The sequence below is a fragment of the Thioclava sp. GXIMD4215 genome (assembly GCF_045291555.1).
Taxonomy (GTDB): Bacteria; Pseudomonadota; Alphaproteobacteria; order Rhodobacterales; family Rhodobacteraceae; genus Thioclava; species Thioclava litoralis.
In genome coordinates this window covers 204,927-221,099 of the sequence record NZ_CP149517.1, presented here as the reverse complement: position 1 = coordinate 221,099, position 16,173 = coordinate 204,927, and the positions used below count along the sequence as shown (strand labels likewise).

The 16,173-nt window shown below is 63.2% G+C and carries 16 protein-coding genes; 8 read left to right on the top strand and 8 right to left on the bottom strand.

What is annotated here, in order from left to right:
• Positions 1-22 precede the first annotated feature (22 nt).
• The 5 genes from WDB86_RS17595 to WDB86_RS17575 form a co-directional block, all read right to left on the bottom strand.
• Complete coding sequence (locus WDB86_RS17595) at positions 23-1,327, bottom strand: FAD-dependent monooxygenase (RefSeq protein WP_339109897.1); 1,305 nt, start codon at positions 1,325-1,327, stop codon at positions 23-25.
• 40 nt (positions 1,328-1,367) lie between these two features.
• Positions 1,368-2,585, bottom strand: coding sequence for an MFS transporter (locus WDB86_RS17590; protein WP_330629357.1), 1,218 nt, complete (start codon positions 2,583-2,585; stop codon positions 1,368-1,370).
• Between the two features lie 175 nt (positions 2,586-2,760).
• Positions 2,761-3,165: a nuclear transport factor 2 family protein gene (locus WDB86_RS17585; RefSeq protein ID WP_330629358.1), complete on the bottom strand. Its 405-nt coding sequence runs from the start codon at positions 3,163-3,165 to the stop codon at positions 2,761-2,763.
• Positions 3,165-3,947 (bottom strand): SDR family oxidoreductase, encoded by a 783-nt coding sequence (locus WDB86_RS17580; RefSeq protein WP_341485953.1) that lies wholly within the window; start codon positions 3,945-3,947, stop codon positions 3,165-3,167. Before WDB86_RS17580 ends, WDB86_RS17585 begins: the two co-directional genes overlap by 1 nt.
• A gap of 10 nt (positions 3,948-3,957) precedes the next feature.
• Positions 3,958-4,668, bottom strand: coding sequence for a dienelactone hydrolase family protein (locus tag WDB86_RS17575; protein ID WP_341485952.1), 711 nt, complete (start codon positions 4,666-4,668; stop codon positions 3,958-3,960).
• A 228-nt stretch (positions 4,669-4,896) separates the two neighbouring features.
• On the opposite strand from WDB86_RS17575, the gene WDB86_RS17570 reads away from it, so the two are divergent.
• Complete coding sequence (locus WDB86_RS17570) at positions 4,897-5,289, top strand: hypothetical protein (RefSeq protein WP_330629361.1); 393 nt, start codon at positions 4,897-4,899, stop codon at positions 5,287-5,289.
• 88 nt (positions 5,290-5,377) lie between these two features.
• On the opposite strand, the gene hpaD is transcribed toward WDB86_RS17570, so the two are convergent.
• The 3 genes from hpaD to WDB86_RS17555 form a co-directional block, all read right to left on the bottom strand.
• Positions 5,378-6,385, bottom strand: coding sequence for a 3,4-dihydroxyphenylacetate 2,3-dioxygenase (gene hpaD / locus WDB86_RS17565; RefSeq protein ID WP_330629362.1), 1,008 nt, complete (start codon positions 6,383-6,385; stop codon positions 5,378-5,380).
• A gap of 155 nt (positions 6,386-6,540) precedes the next feature.
• Positions 6,541-7,347 (bottom strand): IclR family transcriptional regulator, encoded by an 807-nt coding sequence (locus WDB86_RS17560; protein WP_330629363.1) that lies wholly within the window; start codon positions 7,345-7,347, stop codon positions 6,541-6,543.
• A 58-nt stretch (positions 7,348-7,405) separates the two neighbouring features.
• The gene (locus WDB86_RS17555) at positions 7,406-8,053 is read right to left on the bottom strand and encodes a GntR family transcriptional regulator (protein ID WP_330629364.1); all 648 of its coding nucleotides are present in this window, start codon (positions 8,051-8,053) and stop codon (positions 7,406-7,408) included.
• Positions 8,054-8,232: 179 nt separating this feature from the next.
• Here WDB86_RS17555 and WDB86_RS17550 point away from each other — a divergent pair, with 179 nt between their 5' ends.
• The 7 genes from WDB86_RS17550 to WDB86_RS17520 all read left to right on the top strand — a co-directional run bounded on the left by WDB86_RS17550 (position 8,233) and on the right by WDB86_RS17520 (position 15,784).
• Positions 8,233-9,468: a DUF3500 domain-containing protein gene (locus WDB86_RS17550; RefSeq protein WP_341486149.1), complete on the top strand. Its 1,236-nt coding sequence runs from the start codon at positions 8,233-8,235 to the stop codon at positions 9,466-9,468.
• 98 nt (positions 9,469-9,566) lie between these two features.
• Positions 9,567-10,421 (top strand): fumarylacetoacetate hydrolase family protein, encoded by an 855-nt coding sequence (locus WDB86_RS17545; protein ID WP_330629367.1) that lies wholly within the window; start codon positions 9,567-9,569, stop codon positions 10,419-10,421.
• Positions 10,418-11,236 (top strand): 2-oxo-hept-4-ene-1,7-dioate hydratase, encoded by an 819-nt coding sequence (gene hpaH / locus WDB86_RS17540; protein WP_341486148.1) that lies wholly within the window; start codon positions 10,418-10,420, stop codon positions 11,234-11,236. The genes WDB86_RS17545 and hpaH overlap by 4 nt, the downstream gene beginning before the upstream one ends.
• 1 nt (position 11,237) lies before the next feature.
• On the top strand, positions 11,238-12,023 hold the full coding sequence (locus WDB86_RS17535; protein WP_341486147.1) for an HpcH/HpaI aldolase/citrate lyase family protein: 786 nt from the start codon (positions 11,238-11,240) through the stop codon (positions 12,021-12,023).
• 144 nt (positions 12,024-12,167) lie between these two features.
• The gene (locus tag WDB86_RS17530; protein ID WP_330629370.1) at positions 12,168-13,271 is read left to right on the top strand and encodes a hypothetical protein; all 1,104 of its coding nucleotides are present in this window, start codon (positions 12,168-12,170) and stop codon (positions 13,269-13,271) included.
• A 289-nt stretch (positions 13,272-13,560) separates the two neighbouring features.
• Positions 13,561-14,970, top strand: coding sequence for a M20 family metallopeptidase (locus WDB86_RS17525; protein ID WP_341486146.1), 1,410 nt, complete (start codon positions 13,561-13,563; stop codon positions 14,968-14,970).
• A gap of 1 nt (position 14,971) precedes the next feature.
• Positions 14,972-15,784 (top strand): sulfite exporter TauE/SafE family protein, encoded by an 813-nt coding sequence (locus WDB86_RS17520; RefSeq protein WP_341486145.1) that lies wholly within the window; start codon positions 14,972-14,974, stop codon positions 15,782-15,784.
• Positions 15,785-16,173: the final 389 nt, after the last annotated feature.

Genomic DNA, 16,173 nt, shown 5'->3' with positions numbered 1-16,173 from the left:
TCAGTCTCTCTTTCCTACTCACTCAGCGGATGTCTTCGGCAAATGCCGTTTTCTTCATGGTTTCTTCGGTGAAGACGGCCTTGAACGCGGCCTTTTGGGCATCGTCGGGACGTTTCATCCCGGCCATGCGGTGGTATTCCATGAACAGCGCCTCGACTTCGGCACGGGGAATGACCGTGTCGATATCGTCGAAGGGCTGCCCGCCGGATTTCTCTTCGACCAGCCGGCGGATCACCTCGGGGCCTTCGCCGCGATTGGCGATGACCAGACGGTTGACCCCCTCCAGACGGGCGTCCTGATAGGCCTGAAGGGCCGCAACCGGATCGTCGATCTCGTGCAGTTTCTCGGCAATGACGCGGGCATCGACCAGCGCCTGACAGACCCCGTTGCCGCCGCGCGGATACATGGCGTGGGCTGCATCCCCCACCAGAGACACCCGCCCGAAGGACCATTGCTCCAGCGGATCATTGTCGATCAGCGGGTAGATATAGATCTCGCGGGCCTCGCGGATCATTTTGCCCACATCCAAGAAATCCAGCTTCACGTCATCGAACACATGGGCGATCTCGTCGGGGCTGACGCGCACCGACCAATCCTCGACCCCTTTGGGCTTGCCGCGCTGTTCGCAGACCCAGTTGACCAGCACATTGCCCTGGCCATCCACATCGTTGCGGATCGGATAGACAATCAGGCTGCCCTGCCGGATCGGGTCCCCGATATGCAAGATCGTGCCGCCATCGCGATAGGCAGGCATCACCGTCACCCCGCGATACATCGCGATGCCGGAATAATGGGTGCGGGTGGAGGCGGGCAAAAGCTGCTTGCGCACCGCCGAATGGATCCCGTCGATCCCCAGCATGACATCGGCACGTACGGTCTGCGGCACCCCTTCGGCCTCGGCGAAATGCAGCGTGACGCCGGTCTCGTCCTGCTCGAAGGTCTGCAACCTAGCGCCATAGACAATCGCATCGGGGCCCAGACGTTCGATCACCGCCTCGCGCAGCAGAAACTGCAGCGTCCCGCGATGGACGAAGCGTTGTTCGTGATCATAGCCGATATGCTTGCCGCATTTCTCGCCGAAGATCTCCTGACCGTGGCCGGTATAGAAAATCGATTCCGTCGCCTCGACCGAGATCTCCTGAAACCGTTCCAGAAGTCCCATCTCGGTCAGTTCCTTGGTGCCATAGACCTTGATGTCGACGCCTACGCCAAGCGGTTGCAAATCGGGCACGGCCTCGTAGATTTTCGGACGGAAGCCTTTCTGTTCAAGGCGGAGGGCTGTGGCAAGGCCGCCGGGGCCTGCGCCGATGATGGCGATATCAAGCATAGGGTTCTCCTTTCGGGGGCTTGGTGCGGTGACCAAGCGTTCAATGAGTGGCTTCGACGACAACGGCACGGGCCGCAGAGGTCTTCGGAGCGTGATCGGCCAGACGGCAGACCGGATAGCGCAGTGCACAGACAACCAGCGCGCCAAGGAAGACGGCCACCGTGACGCCGGCCCCTGCGGCCTGTGCGGCGAAATAGGCAGGCGGGCCAAGCAGCACACCAAGCAGGGTGAACTGGGTCACAAGGCCGCTGGTGGCACCGTTGGTTTCAGGAGACGGCGCGGTATAGGGAACCAGCGTCCACATCCCGACCAGCAGCCCCGAGCCGAACATCAGCCCCCAGACCGCATAGATGGAATTCATGAAGCCCAGATCCGTGCCGTATAGCAGCGCCCCCGGAATGCCGGTGATCAGGATGCCGAGCGTGGTCACCGCGCGGCTGGACACACCCCGCCGGAGCAGCAGGCCCACGCTGAGGCAGGCCAGCGCATTGACCACCATCGAGACCGCATTCCAGTGCGCCACCGCCACTTCCGGCTGATTGTATTTCGCCGCCAGATAATGGCCGAGCGTGGCCAGAACACCGGTTTGCAGGAAGGAGTCCCCTGCGAAGGAAATCCCCAGCAGATAGACCATCGGTGCGCGCAGCACCTTGCCGACACCACGGCTGCGCACAGCGCGTTCGCCCTCGGTGCGGCGCGGGATTGCCAGCACCGCCAGCACCAGAAGCCCCAGCATCAGCGCGATATGGAAGCCGAAAGCCGCGCGCCAGGTGCCCAGTTCGGCGGCCAGCCCCGCCGACAGGAACGGCAGCAGGAAACTCATCGGCACGAATGTCGACCAGAGCGCCAGCGCCATCGTCCGCTGGTGGCCCTTGGTCAGGCGGATCAGCGCGGTGATCGCGGCGACCGCCGTCAGGACATATCCCACACCGGTCAGCGCACGGGCCGCCAGCAAAAGTCCCAGCGACGGCACCGCAATCGCGCAGGCATCGCCAAGGATCATCACGACCACACCGGCATACAGCACGCGGCGGTCTCCCAGACGGTCCACCAGATAGCCCGCCAGCAATGCCCCAAGGGCCACGACAAGCGACGGCATCGACATGATGAAACCGATTGTCGAATGCGAGCCCGGATGGAATTCCTGTGCAATCTTTCCCAGTTCGGTCACGGCTTCGCTGACGCACATCGCGGCAGCTACACCAAGCCCGTAGACGATCAGAACGCGCCCGAACGGCGACGTGATCACAGTCGACATAAAGTCCCCTCCCAAGATGAAGACGGGCGGTGCAAGCTTGGTCCAGATCTCTCCCGACCGGCAGTCCTCTCTGCGCTTGCGGCGCCCTCTAAAGGTAGTCTGTCGTGCCCTTGCGCCTTCCGCCAATGTTACTTCTGAGATATTTCATATTGCGGAACGCGGCTGGATATCGGGCCTAGCCCGTCAGGGTGAGCTGCGACAAAAGCACTTGCCACCCCTCCTCCCCGAGGGTCGCGACAACCGTGCTAAAGCCAATCAGATCAACGGTTTTCCCTGTATCAAGACGCCGGACGCGATTGCGGGTCGGGCCGCTGATAATGGCCCCCGCCGCCGCATCCGTTCCTGTCTGGCGCAGCTCGATCTCGCCCCGCTCGATCTCGACAAAGCCGCCCATACGCGCGACATGCGCCATGAACGCGGCCTTGTCATGCACCATCCCCGTTGAATGCACATGCACCAGATCGGGATGCAAAAGCGCGTGCAATTCGGCCGCATCCGCCGACACCAGCGCGTTACAGCGCCGCGCCTCGAACGCCAGAAGGGCCTGCGCGAGCGCGGTGTCATGAGACAGCCGCGCCATCAGATCAGCCCCTCATACGTGCCGCCATCCAGTTGCAGGTTCTGCCCCGAGATATAGCCCGCCTGCGCCGAACACAGGAAGGCGCAGGCATCACCGAATTCGCTGGCCTGCCCGAAGCGCTTGGCGGCAATGGTCGCAATCGTGCGGGCGCGCACCTCGTCACGGGTCAGCCCCTCGGTCTTGGCAAAATGCGCCGCCACCGCGTCCTGCCGCGGGGTGTCGATCTTTTCCGGCATCAGGTTGTTGATGGTGACATTATCCGCCACGACCTCGCGCGCGATGGCCTTCGAAATCGCTGTCAGCGCGGTGCGGGCCGCTGTTGACAGCCCCATGAAATAGCGCGGGCTTTTGACCATCGCCGAAGTGATATTGACGATCCGCCCGAATTTGCGCTCCCGCATCCCGGGAATATACTGCCGCATCAGCTGCACGGCAGGGATCATATTCATCTCCATCGCGCCCAGAAGCGCCTCCTCGGTCCACTCCTCCAGACCGCCGGGTTTCGGGCCTTCGTTATTGGTCACCAGAATATCGACCTCGGGCAGGGTCTTCAGGATGGTTTCGCGACCCTGCGCGCTGTTCAGATCGGCAACGATATACCCCACCACCGCATCGGGATGCGCGGCCTGCAGCGTTGCGACCGCGCGCTGCAATTTGGCTTCGGTGCGACCATTGATCGTCACCCGCGCCCCCTCGCGCGCGAGGGCGGTGGCACAGGCCAGCCCCAACCCCTGTGACGAGGCGCATACAAACGCGCTGCGGCCCTGTAATCCAAGTTCCATATAGCTATCCTCAAACGAGACAATGAGTGAAGAAATCCGCCATCGCCGCCCATGAACGCTGGTCGGCATAGGCATCGTATCTGGCAAAGGGCGGACGACCGGGGGCATCGGGTTCGGTGAAAGCATGACGGGCCCCGCCATAGATATCGGCCTCCCACGGGACCGCCGCCGCCGACATGGCCGCCGTCAGACGCTGCAGGTCCTTGCTCTGCGCCATCGGGTCATCGCTGCCGGTGCACAGCAGGACACGCCCCGCCGAGGCCGCGGACCAGTCATTCGCGACCAGATCCAGCCCTGCATGGAAGCTTGCCACACAGCGCACAGCCCCGCCCGTGCGGATGAATTCCAGCGCGCTACTGCCGCCGAAACAATATCCCAACATCCCGATCCGCGTGGCATCGGCCTCCGGCTGGGCCGCCAGCGCCTGACGGGCCGCCTCCAGCCGCGCCATCCATGCGGCCCGATCGGCAAGGCAGGCTCCGATGCGGGCCTCGATCTGCTGCGGCCCCTCCGGCAGGGCCCGCCCGCCCCACAGATCCACCGCCAGCACGGCAAAGCCCAGATCTGCCAGCCTCACAGCGGTGTCCAGCATGAACCGGTCCAGACCGTGGGCGCCGTGCACCAGTAGCAGCGCCGGTCGGGGCAAGGGGCTGTCCCCGCAGATAAACCGGCCCGACATGGTGGTTCCGGCAAGGCTATAGGCAAGATCTCTGGCGGGCATCGGGCGGCTCCTGTGGTTCGGGGTGTGCCCATTGGCCCGTGGCAGGGCGATAGGGGCAAGCAGGACGACAGGTTTTGTTCACATTGCGAAACCGCAGGCGAAATCGGCGGCGCTCACACGAAGAGGCTCCACATGATGAACACAACGGCGCGCAGGGATTGATCTCCCGCCGCGCCGCGCAAGACTACGAAAACCCTACCCTTTTCTCTGGCAAGTCAGGACATAGCCATGCCGCATTGCATTATCGAATATTCCAGTAATCTCGAAGAAAGCGGCCAGATCGACGCGCTCCTGCACAAGATCGCCGCGCATTTCCGCACCGCGCCGGAGGTCTTCCCCACAGGTGGCGTGCGGGTGCGGGCCTGGCCGGTGACGCGCTATGTGATTGCCGATGGCAATCCCGAACATGCGTTTGTCAACGTGATGTGCCGGATCGGCGCAGGCCGCCCCGCCGATATCCGCAAGGCCTTCTTTTCCAAGGCCTACGAGATTGTCGTCGCCCATTTCGAGGCCGAAAGTGCGCGGCGTGGTCTGGGCATCACCTTCTATGTCGATCAGGCCGATCCCGAAGGGTCATGGAAGACCAATTCGATCCATGCCCATATGGCCAAATCCCTCTAGGCCGAATATCCGCCCTTCACATCGCCGACCGCCGGAGCCTCGGGCTCCGGCGGTCATGTCCATGAAACGGGTCAGGCAGGACAGGGCCCTAGCTGGTCAGTTCCAGAAAACGCTCGAGTGTCGGAGCTTCGACCGACAGATCCGGCTCGACCGGCGCCGCACCTTCAAAAACGGTCGCCTCGTTGAACCATTTCGCCCGTGCGGGCATGCCCCATTGATCGGCCCGTTTGGGGTTATCGAGGCTCCATGCCACAGGCGGTTCCAGATCGATATGCTGGTAATGGGTGTTGAACAATTCGATGCGGTGGCCGTCAGGATCGCGGAAATACAAGAACATCGCGCCGGAAATCCCGTGACGGCCCGGGCCGCGCTCCAGTCTGCGGCCCAGCCCCAAGGCCCCCGCCACATCACAGGCATGCATCAGATCGGCGGTATCGCGCAGCAGATAGGCGAAATGGTGCAGGCGCGGCCCCGGCCCGTTGGTGAAAACCTGATCATGCGGATTACCCTTGCGCTGCATCCAGACCCCCCACAGGTCCACCTGCCCCTGCGCCCCGTCCGAATAGGTATATTCCGAGGTCCGGAAGCCCAGAGGGTGCCAGAAATCGAACGCCTTCCGCACATCCTGTGCCTGAATCTGCCAATGGTCGATGCGCTGCGCGGACGCCCCGCGATACTGGTCATAGGCCATAAACATGCGCTCGCGGATCGGCATGGAGGCGGTCAGCTCGACGGGCATCCCGATCGCATCGCGAAACTGCAATGTCTTGCCCTGATACGGCACATCGACCAGCTTTGCCTCGGTGCCGATGCTGTTGAAATAGGCTTCGGCCTTGTGGATGTCGTCTTCGGTCTGCACGCGGAACCCGAGCCGCTGACAGTTCGGGGTCTCGCCCTTGCGCAGCACCAGCGAATGATGCGCGTTCTCCTCGCGCCCGCGCAGCCAGACCGTTTCGCTATCGGCATCACTGACCACCAGCCCCACCAGATCGGTGTAGAATGTCCGGCTGGCCTCGAGGTCACGCACGCTCAGCACCACATGGCTTGAGCGGGTGATATTGAAAGGCGGGGTCAGAACTGGGTCCGGAATATGCATGCTTTCCTCCTCTGGACGGCGGGGCAACCCCGCGCTCGTATGAACCGAGCATTCGTTCCGGAAAGGGTTCGGGCAAGCGCTGCGGGGCGTTCTGTTCACATGCCGGAATACCCTGCCCCGAAACCGGCCAGACCGGTGCCGGAGCAGCACATGGCTCATCCCGCCAGACGGGTCTCGAAGAGCGAGGCGCTGACCTTGCGGCTGGCCTCGCGCAAGGCGGGCCACAGCCGGTTGACCCGTTCCGCCCCCAGCCGTGCCGCAGGCGCGATGACACAGAGCGCCCCGATGGCCCGCCCGCCGATATCGCGCACCGGCACCGCAAGCGCCCGCCGCCCGCGACCCGTCAGACTGTCCTCGACCAGATACCCCTGTTCGCGCGCGCGCGTGATCCCGTCAAGGATCAGGGCCTCGGGGCAGTTCCATTCGGCATAGCGTTCAAGGTTTTCCTGAAACACTTCGGTGGCGCGGGCCTCGCCCAGATAGGCCATCATGACCCGTCCCGCCACGCTGACCCCCAGCGGACGCCGTGCGCCCACATGCACCCCGCGCGCCTGCACGGGCCAGCTGCCGAAACGGCGGTCGGCATAAACCGCATCATTATGCGATGGCACCGACAGGAAGATCGAATCCTTGGTCAGCTGCGCCAGTTCGTCCAGAACAGGCGAAGAGATGCGGGTGATCGGGCAGCGGTTGAACGGGGCCACCCCGAGCCATGCGGCCTCCGCCCCCAACCGGTAACGCGACGTGCCCCCCGCCCGCTCGACAACGCCTTCCTTTTCCAGCGCCTTCAGGATGCGATGCGCCGTCGGATGCGACAGCTTGAGCGAGCCCGCAATATCGACAAGCTTCTCCCCGTCATGATCGCCCCCCGCCAGCATCCGCATGATGGCGAAACTGCGCCGGATGCTTTGCGTGCCGGTCACCTCGTTGCGCAGCACGCCCCCTGTTTCTTGATAGCCCATTCTGCCCTCCTCCTTTGCCGTCTCCACCCGGCATATGCATTCGGTATCCCTGTCCGGTTCAGACCAGCCCCGCATCCAGCAGATCCTGCGCCGTGCGATGCAGATGTGCCCCCAGAGCCTCGGCCGCCTCCTCGGCCTTGCGCTCCAGCACCAGCTCCATGATCTGGCGATGCTCGGTTTCGGTATCGCGGTCCTGCCGCGCATGGGGCAGCAGGATGCGGCGATACCTCTCGGCCTGCACGTAAAGCTGGTCGCGCAACCGCAACCACCACAGGCTGTCACAGGCCGAGACCAGATCATCATGGAATTGCGCATGCAGACGCGGCCAGTCGGCATGCGCCCGCCCCTCGGCAGAGGCACCGGTCTTCGACAGGCAGTGCCATGTCGCCAAGATCCGCGCCTCCCAATCCAGATCGCCCACCGCAATGGCCCGCCGCACACAGCGCGCCTCGATATCGATCCGCACAGCCGTCAGGTCGATCAGATCCTCGCGCGAGACCGGTGCCACGGTGAAGCCGCGCTGCGGCATCGCCTGCACCAGCCAGTCCGATGTCAGACGCGACAGGGCCTCGCGCACCGCGCTGGGGCTGACCTCGAAATTCGTCGCAAGGGAGTCGATCGCAAGCTTCGATCCCGGCGCGTAGCCACCATTCAGCAGCTCTTCCTTGAGGTCGCTATAAAGCGCCGCGGTCTTGCTGATGGCCATCCTGCCGCCCTCCGGTCCTGCGTTCATGAGGAAGCTCACCATAAAATATATATTTTTGTCAAAATCTATTTTGTCACAGATCCGAGATTTTCCGGAATATGGAAGATTCCCCCCGTGCCGCTTGCGCAGGCCCTCAGGGCTGGCCCTGATAGACGGCGAGGAGCAGCGGAGAGGACCAAATGACTGCACAAGACTATCGCGCCTATATTCTGCCCGAAAGCTATGATCGGGTCGGGAAATCGCATGGCCTCGACCCTGTCACCTATTCCCAGCCGGTTCTGGCCACCCCGCAAGCCATTGCGCTGAAAGAGGAATGGGCACGGCTACAGGATGCCCCCTATATCGGTGTCACCCATGACGGCACCGCAGAGACGGGCCTGTTCGACCTCGCGGATGAAGGGTTCGACGTGGCGCTTGCGGTTTCGGCAATGGAGGCGATGCTGGCCACGCTGCGCCCGCAGGAAAAGGCCGCCGCCATGAAGCCGATCGACCATCGCAACTGGCGCGGCTGGTATAATCCCGAACTGGTGTTCAACACCGAAGGCGTCCGGCTGGAACATCTCGGCCCCGCCTCGCGCGACTGTTTCTGGGATCTGCTGGCGGCCTGCACCTCGGCGCGGGGGTTCCAGAAGATCCGGCGTCTGATGAAGGCGAATCTTTTTCTGGGCGAGCTTTATGATCTGACGACGATCATGAACGAGTGGTCCTATCATTTCGAGATTTTCGGCACCCCATCCGTAACAGAGCCGTGGGGCTGGCATATCTACGGCCATCATGTCGGCTTCAACGTCTTCATTCTGGGACGGCAGATGGTGATTTCCCCCACCTTCATGGGCACCGAACCCAATGAGGTCGTGCTGCGCAGCGGCGAGACGTTTTGCATGTTCAAGGAGGAAGAGGCGCAGGGGCTGGCCCTGATGCGCAGCCTGCCGCCGCCCCTTCAGGAACGCGCTACGCTTTACAAGGAGATGGAAGATCCCGCCCTGCCGCAATGGCGTTTCAACTTTGCCGACCAGCGGCATCTGGGCGGAGCTTTTCAGGACAACAGGATCGTGCCACTGGAGGGCGTCTGCGCCGCAGAGTTCGACCCTGCGCAGCGGCAGGCCCTGATGGATCTGTGCGAAACCTTCCACATCCATTGGCCGGATGGTCCGCGCAAGGCCCGCCTGCAGCAGATCGAGGCCCATCTCGACCGGACGTATTTCAGCTGGATCGGCGGGCATGGCCCCGACGACCCGTTCTACTACCATATCCACTCGCCGGTCGTGATGCTGGAATTCGACCATCATTCCGGCATGTGGCTCGGCAATGAAGCCCCCGCCAAATTCCATATCCATGTCATCAGCCGCATCCCCAATGGCAATGACTACGGCAAGGCCTTTCTGGCCGCCCACCAGCAGCGGGCCTCCCGCTGACACAGGGCCAGCCCCTGCCCGCGCCACCGCAGTACCGCTTCTGAACGGGCCGCCCTGCTGCCCGTCTGTCCTATCCTTTCCTGTTTCGGAGATCCCCTATGAATCTGGTCTCATTCACCGCGCAGGGCACCGCCTTCTGGGGTGTCGCGCGAGAGGATGGCGTTCTGGCCCTGTCGCCGGAATTCCCGCAATATCGCACCCTGCGCGACGTGATTGCCGCGCAGGCCCTGCCCGACATCCTGACCGCCGCGCAAGGCCGCACCGCCAGCCATAAGGCGGGCCTGTTCCGCTATACGGTGCCGATCCCCGATCCCGGCAAGATCCTTTGTGTCGGGGTCAACTTCCCCGACCGCAACGCCGAATATAAGGATGGCAAAGAGGCACCGCCACATATGTCGCTTTTCCCACGCTTCGTGCAAAGCTTTGTCGGGCAGGGAGAAAACCTGATCCGCCCGCCCGAGAGCGCACAGCTGGATTACGAAGGCGAGATCGCGATTGTCATCGGCAAGGAAGGGCGGCGCATCGCAAGGGATCAGGCGCTTTCCCATATCGCCGCGTTGACCCTCTGCAACGAGGGCACGATCCGCGACTGGGTGCGCCATGCGAAATTCAACGTCACGCAGGGCAAGAACTGGGACCGTTCGGGGGCAATGGGGCCGTGGCTTGTACCCTTTACCGACCCCGCGCAGATCCTTGATATCGCCTTGGAAACCCGAGTGAATGGCGAGCTGCGCCAGTCTGACCGCACGGGGCGGATGCTGTTTCCGGTGGCCGAACAGATCGCCTATATCTCGACCTTCACCACATTGCGGCCCGGCGACATCATCGTCACCGGCACCCCCACAGGGGCGGGGGCGCGGCATGACCCGCCCATCTGGCTGACACCGGGGGACAGGATCGACATCACCGCCGAAGGCATCGGCACCCTGTCCAACGGAGTGGCTGACGAATGACCCTGACCCTGACCCACGCCGAGATCGCCGCCGCCGCCGCCGCCCTGTTCGAGGCCGAGCGCCGCAGACAGCAGACCGGCCTCCTGTCGCAGCAATATCCGCAGATGACGCTGGATGACGCCTATGCGGTGCAGGCCGCCCTGATCGCACATAAACGGGCGGCGGGGCTGGAGGTGATCGGCTGGAAAATCGGCCTGACCTCGCGCGCGATGCAGCAGGCGCTGAATATCGACACCCCCGATTCCGGTGTCTTGCTCAGCGATATGGCCTTTCCCAGCGGCGCGACCATTCCACTGGGCCGCTTCATCCAGCCACGGATCGAAGCCGAGATCGCCTTTGTCCTGAACGCTCCGCTGGCGGGGGCCGATGTCACGCGGGCCGATGTGCTGGCCGCGACCGATTTCGTGGCACCGGCGCTTGAAATTCTGGACACCCGCATCCTGCGCGCAGATCCGGTCACGGGCGTCTCGCGCAAGATCCATGACACGGTATCCGACAATGCCGCCAATGCGGGCATCGTGCTGGGCACGGCACGGCACGCCCCGCAGAGCATCGACCTGCGCTGGATCGGGGCCATCGTGCGACGCGATGGCATTGTCGAGGAAACCGGCCTTGGCGCGGGGGTTCTGGATGATCCGGTTGCAGGGATCGTCTGGCTTGTGCGGCGTCTGGCACAGTACGGCCAAGGGGTCGCCGCGGGAGACATCCTTCTGTCGGGCAGCTTCATCCGCCCGATAGAGGCCCCGCCGGGCAGTTGTTTCCATGCCGATTTCGGCCCCTTCGGCCATGTCGACCTAACCTTTGCGGAGAGCTGATATGCCTGCCCCTGTGAACCGTCTCAAACAGCGTCTGGCAGCCGGCGAGACCACGCATGGCCTGTGGCTGGGTCTGGCCGACCCCTATCTGGCCGAGATCGCCGCGACCGCGCGGTTCGACTGGCTTTTGCTGGATGGCGAACATGCGCCCAATGACATCCGCTCGCTTTCGGCCCAGATCGGTGTGCTGCAGAACGGGCCAAGCGATATCGTGCTGCGCCTGCCCGATGACGATCCCGCCAAGATCAAACAGGCGCTGGATATCGGCGCGCAGACCCTACTGGTGCCGATGATCGAATCCGCGGCGCAGGCACAACGCGCCTTGGCGGCCTGCCACTATCCCCCCAACGGGCTGCGCGGGGTTGGCTCGGCGCTGGCGCGGGCCTCGCGCTTTGCCGAGATCCCTGACTACCTGAACACGGCGGATGCGCAGATCTGCCTGATCGTGCAGGTCGAAAGCCGCGCGGGACTGGCCGCACTGGAGGACATCTTGCAGATCGAAGGGCTGGATGCCGTCTTTATCGGCCCGTCCGATCTGGCGGCGGATATGGGGCATCTGGGCAATCCGGGCCATCCCCAAGTCCGGCAGGCCGTGCTGGAGGCGCTTGATCGGATCAGCCGGTCCGGCAAGGCCGCAGGTGTCCTGAGCACCGATCCCGAATTCATCCAAGCCTGCACGCAGGCGGGGGCACGTTTTGTGGGCGTAGGCATTGATGTCACCGTTTTTGCCCATGCCCTGCGCCAGCTTGCCGCGCGCTACCGCAACAGCGCGGAGAGCACCCGCTAACGCCAGACGCCAGACGCCAGAGCGACAACCTGACCCGCCCCTATCCCCGCAAACAGCTTTTGCGGGCGCGTCGGGTCATGTCCGCAAACCGGTCGCCTCGGGGAGGAGAGCGGCCAGACCATCGTCACTATCAGGGAGGAAATAATGAAAGCACTTACTGTTCTGACAGCAGTCGCCACGGGGATCGGCCTGATGACAGCCGCCCCCGTTTTCGCCGATATGCCGGATGGCCGGACAACAGGAGCACAAACGGAACGCTCGGCCATCACATCCCGTTTCCAGCGCAGCTTCGGCCATGCCGGATTGCTGACGATCTGGAGCAGCAACGAGATCTTCGGCATCACGCAGGACAAGATCAATAACGGCATGCTGCATTTCAATCAGGCCGAGAATTCCGGCGTCCTGTCCGGTTATCGGGACAATATCTCGACGGCCGAGGTCCCGATTTCGGCGCTGGTGGGCATCAGCGATCACGCGATGGTCTATACGAACCTGTCGTTGAACGGCTTCTCGGCCTCGCCCGATCTGGCCTATGCCAGCGGCGGGATCGGCACGCTGACTGTCGAATATCTCAATATGCCCAGCGACAACCTGACATGGGGCATTGGCGCGATCGCGCAATATGCCCATACCAATCTCAAGCAGAATGACGGCAAGATCAACAACCCTTGGGGCGGCATTCGGGGTGACCTGCTTTACAAGATGAACGATCACTGGGCGCTGGCCAACCGCTTTGTCGCGCAATGGGGCAACGCACGCAGCGAAATCCCGCTGGGCTTTGCCACGCTGACCGACCGCCAGCACACCGCCCTGACCTATTGGCAAAGCGATCTTGTCGGCACCTATTCCGATGCCGAGATCGGCTTTCTGCCTGCAGGCTGGCTGATGCATCCGCGTCTGGGTTTTGCCATCGAGGAGCTGACCAATTCCTCCTCCATCAACAGCCTCGGCACCAAGGTCGACAAACAGAAAATCCATTACAGCGAAGGCATGGCCACGCTGCGTTTCGAAAAGCCCGTCTACGGTCCGGGCGCATGGTCGCCGCAGCTTGAATTCGGTCTCAAGCATGAATTCGTCAATAGTTTTGACAGCTACTCGAACGAGCAGAACTTCTATTACAGCTCCGTCGGGCTGGGACGGCAGATCGGCAAGGACCTGTTCTTCAACCTTGCCTATGTGCGCTATGACGGCTTCCGCGGCAATGTCCGCAACCAGACCTTCAAGGCGATCTTCTCCTATACGTTCTAGGCAAGCCCTGTCTGCAGGCGGCCCCCTCGGGCGCGGCCTGCAGACCCTTTTCCGGACGGCCCCGCAGAGCACGCGCCGCAGCAGCATCCAGCCTGTGTTCCTGCACACGGGCCTGTGACCGCGCTTTCGGGCAATCCGGCCCGTTCCGGCCTTGGCCAAGCCTGCGGCTTTCGCCTATGCTCTGCGGTGAAGGACCGGATGTCAGGCGTATGGCCGTGGCCCCCTCCGGCAGAAGACCCCCTTGTCCGCCTTGCAGCGGCAGGCCCGCGACCGACGAAGGAGGCAGTTCATGACACTCGGCCACGCCGCCATAACCCGGATCAGCGCCTATTTCGACAACGGGACATTCCAGCGCGATCTGGCCGGACTGGTGGCCCGCCCGACCGAAAGCCAGACCCCGCGCGGCAGGCCCCATCTGCATGCCTATCTGCACGAGGCCATGCAACCGATGCTGACGGAAATGGGCTTCACGACAACGATCCATGCCAACCCCGATCCCGAGGCGGGGCCGTTTCTGGTGGCCTGTCGCCGTGAAGACCCCGCCTTGCCGACCGTGCTGATCTATGGGCATGCCGATGTGGTGCGAGCGCAGGAAGACCAGTGGCGCGACGGGCTTGCCCCTTTCACCCTTATCGAGGAGGGGGACCGGCTTTATGGGCGCGGTGCCGCCGATAACAAAGCCCAACACCTGATCAATCTCCGCGCGCTGGAGGCGGTGATCGCCACACAAGGGCGGCTGGGGTTCAACGCGAAAGTGCTGATCGAGACCGGCGAAGAAACCGGCTCGCCGGGGCTGCGGCAGTTTTGTGAGGATAATCAGGCGCTGCTGGCCGCCGATGTGCTGATTGCCTCGGACGGGCCGCGCCTGTCCCCCAAAGCGCCCACCATCTTTACCGGCGCGCGCGGCGCGATCATGTTCGAGCTGGTCGTCGCGCTGCGCGAGGGGGCCCATCACTCGGGCAATTTCGGCGGGCTTCTGGCTGACCCCGCGATCTATCTGGCCCATGCTCTGGCCAGTATCACCGATGCGCGCGGCCAGATCCGTGTGCCGGAATGGCGCCCCGACAGCCTGACCCCGCGCCTGCGCGAGGTTCTGGCGGCCCTCCCGCCGGTAGAGTCGGGCTTCCCCCTTGATCCCGATTGGGGCGAGGAAAGCCTGAGCATGGCCGAGCGTGTCTTCGGTTGGAACAGTTTCGCCGTGCTGGCGATGGTGTCGGGCGTGCCGGAGGCCCCGCTGAACGCGATTTCAGGAGAGGCACGGGCCACCTGCCAGCTGCGCTATGTGGTGGGAACCGAGGCTTGCGAGATCCTGCCCGCCCTGCGCCGCCATCTGGATGCGCAAGGCTTCGACAAGGTCACCATCCGGCACACCGACCATGGCAGCTTTACCGCCACGCGTCTGGACCCGGACCACCCCTGGGTGCGCTTTGCCGCAGAGTCCCTCGGCCGCAGCACGGGCGAAGCCGTGCATATCCTGCCCAATCTGGGCGGCTCTCTCCCCAATGACTGTTTTTCCGACGCTTTGGGGCTGCCCACGATCTGGGTGCCCCATTCCTATGCGGGATGCAACCAGCATGCGCCCAATGAGCATGTGCTGAAATCCCTTTCACGACAGGCCCTTATCGGCATGACGGGGCTATTCTCCGATCTGGCCGAACAGGGTGCGCCTGTCCCCCTGACCGCGAAGGCCCCGACCTGAAATGGATATTCTGATTTTTGTTCTTGTGATCGGTGTCGCAGGGCTTGTTGCCGGACTGATCTCCGGCCTGCTTGGCGTGGGGGGTGGCATCATTCTGGTGCCCGCATTCTATTACGTCTTTCAGGGGCTGGGCTATGCACCCGAACAGCTGATGCAGATCTGCGTGGCCACATCGACAGGCACCATCATCGTCACCTCGCTGCGATCGGTCACCGCCCATCACCAGCGCGGCGCCGTCAGCCTCGCGCTGATCCGCAGTTGGGGGCCCTTCATCGCGATAGGATCGGTGCTGGGCGTGCTGGCCGCCGCCAGCCTGCGCAGCCATGAACTGCAACTGATCTTTGGCGGTATCGGCGTCTGTCTGGGCCTGTATATGCTGCTGGGCAAGAAAAGCTGGCGCCTGTCCGACAGCCTGCCCGGACGTCGCCTTGCCGCGCTTTATGGCAGCCTTATCGGTTTTTTCTCGGCCCTGATGGGAATTGGCGGCGGCAGCTTTACCGTGCCGCTGCTGACCGCCTATAACGTGCCGCCCCATCGTGCGGTCGGCACCTCGCCCGGCTTCGGATTACTGATCTCGATCCCCGGCTTCATTGCCTATCTGCTGACGGGCTGGCACCTGACCGGCAAGCCCCCCGGCACAGTCGGCTATGTCAACCTGCCCGCCGTCGCAATGATCATGGTCACCTCGCTGATTGCGGTGCCCTTCGGCGTGCGACTGGCGCACCAGCTAAGCCCCCAACGCTTGCGGCTGGTCTTTTCCCTGACCGTGCTAGTGCTTGCCGGAAACATGCTGCGCAAGGCCCTGATGGGGTAACCGCAATCAAGAACCGCCCCGCCACCGCGCGGGGCGTTGACCTGCCTGCAACGCAGATCGGACCCATCTCCGGAACGGATTGTTTTACAGCGCATGATATAAATTCAGTAAAATCAGCATATTAAATGGTGGATTTACTGCAAGGCCGTGCAGAGAATTGCTACAAAGTACACGCCGTCTGTGGGGTTTTACCTGTGGGGCTGGTGACATTTTGACGAAGACTAGACGACATGCTGAACCGACTAGCCCCACGCGGCATCCAGACCGCAGCGCCGGGCCGCCACGCAGATCCGCGCGTGCCAGATTGATTTCCTTGCTCTTGTCGAATTCAGCCGCATGCGCATTAAGCCCCAAGCCGCGCGCCACCATTGTCGCCCCGCACGAATGCC

Excerpts from the sequence above, each read along its gene's own strand:
- WDB86_RS17595 (WP_339109897.1), bottom strand. The coding sequence starts at position 1,327 with ATGCTTGATATCGCCATCATCGGCGCAGGCCCCGGCGGCCTTGCCACA.
- WDB86_RS17590 (WP_330629357.1), bottom strand. The coding sequence starts at position 2,585 with ATGTCGACTGTGATCACGTCGCCGTTCGGGCGCGTTCTGATCGTCTAC.
- WDB86_RS17585 (WP_330629358.1), bottom strand. The coding sequence starts at position 3,165 with ATGGCGCGGCTGTCTCATGACACCGCGCTCGCGCAGGCCCTTCTGGCG.
- WDB86_RS17580 (WP_341485953.1), bottom strand. The coding sequence starts at position 3,947 with ATGGAACTTGGATTACAGGGCCGCAGCGCGTTTGTATGCGCCTCGTCA.
- WDB86_RS17575 (WP_341485952.1), bottom strand. The coding sequence starts at position 4,668 with ATGCCCGCCAGAGATCTTGCCTATAGCCTTGCCGGAACCACCATGTCG.
- WDB86_RS17570 (WP_330629361.1), top strand. The coding sequence starts at position 4,897 with ATGCCGCATTGCATTATCGAATATTCCAGTAATCTCGAAGAAAGCGGC.
- hpaD (WP_330629362.1), bottom strand. The coding sequence starts at position 6,385 with ATGCATATTCCGGACCCAGTTCTGACCCCGCCTTTCAATATCACCCGC.
- WDB86_RS17560 (WP_330629363.1), bottom strand. The coding sequence starts at position 7,347 with ATGGGCTATCAAGAAACAGGGGGCGTGCTGCGCAACGAGGTGACCGGC.
- WDB86_RS17555 (WP_330629364.1), bottom strand. The coding sequence starts at position 8,053 with ATGGCCATCAGCAAGACCGCGGCGCTTTATAGCGACCTCAAGGAAGAG.
- WDB86_RS17550 (WP_341486149.1), top strand. The coding sequence starts at position 8,233 with ATGACTGCACAAGACTATCGCGCCTATATTCTGCCCGAAAGCTATGAT.
- WDB86_RS17545 (WP_330629367.1), top strand. The coding sequence starts at position 9,567 with ATGAATCTGGTCTCATTCACCGCGCAGGGCACCGCCTTCTGGGGTGTC.
- hpaH (WP_341486148.1), top strand. The coding sequence starts at position 10,418 with ATGACCCTGACCCTGACCCACGCCGAGATCGCCGCCGCCGCCGCCGCC.
- WDB86_RS17535 (WP_341486147.1), top strand. The coding sequence starts at position 11,238 with ATGCCTGCCCCTGTGAACCGTCTCAAACAGCGTCTGGCAGCCGGCGAG.
- WDB86_RS17530 (WP_330629370.1), top strand. The coding sequence starts at position 12,168 with ATGAAAGCACTTACTGTTCTGACAGCAGTCGCCACGGGGATCGGCCTG.
- WDB86_RS17525 (WP_341486146.1), top strand. The coding sequence starts at position 13,561 with ATGACACTCGGCCACGCCGCCATAACCCGGATCAGCGCCTATTTCGAC.
- WDB86_RS17520 (WP_341486145.1), top strand. The coding sequence starts at position 14,972 with ATGGATATTCTGATTTTTGTTCTTGTGATCGGTGTCGCAGGGCTTGTT.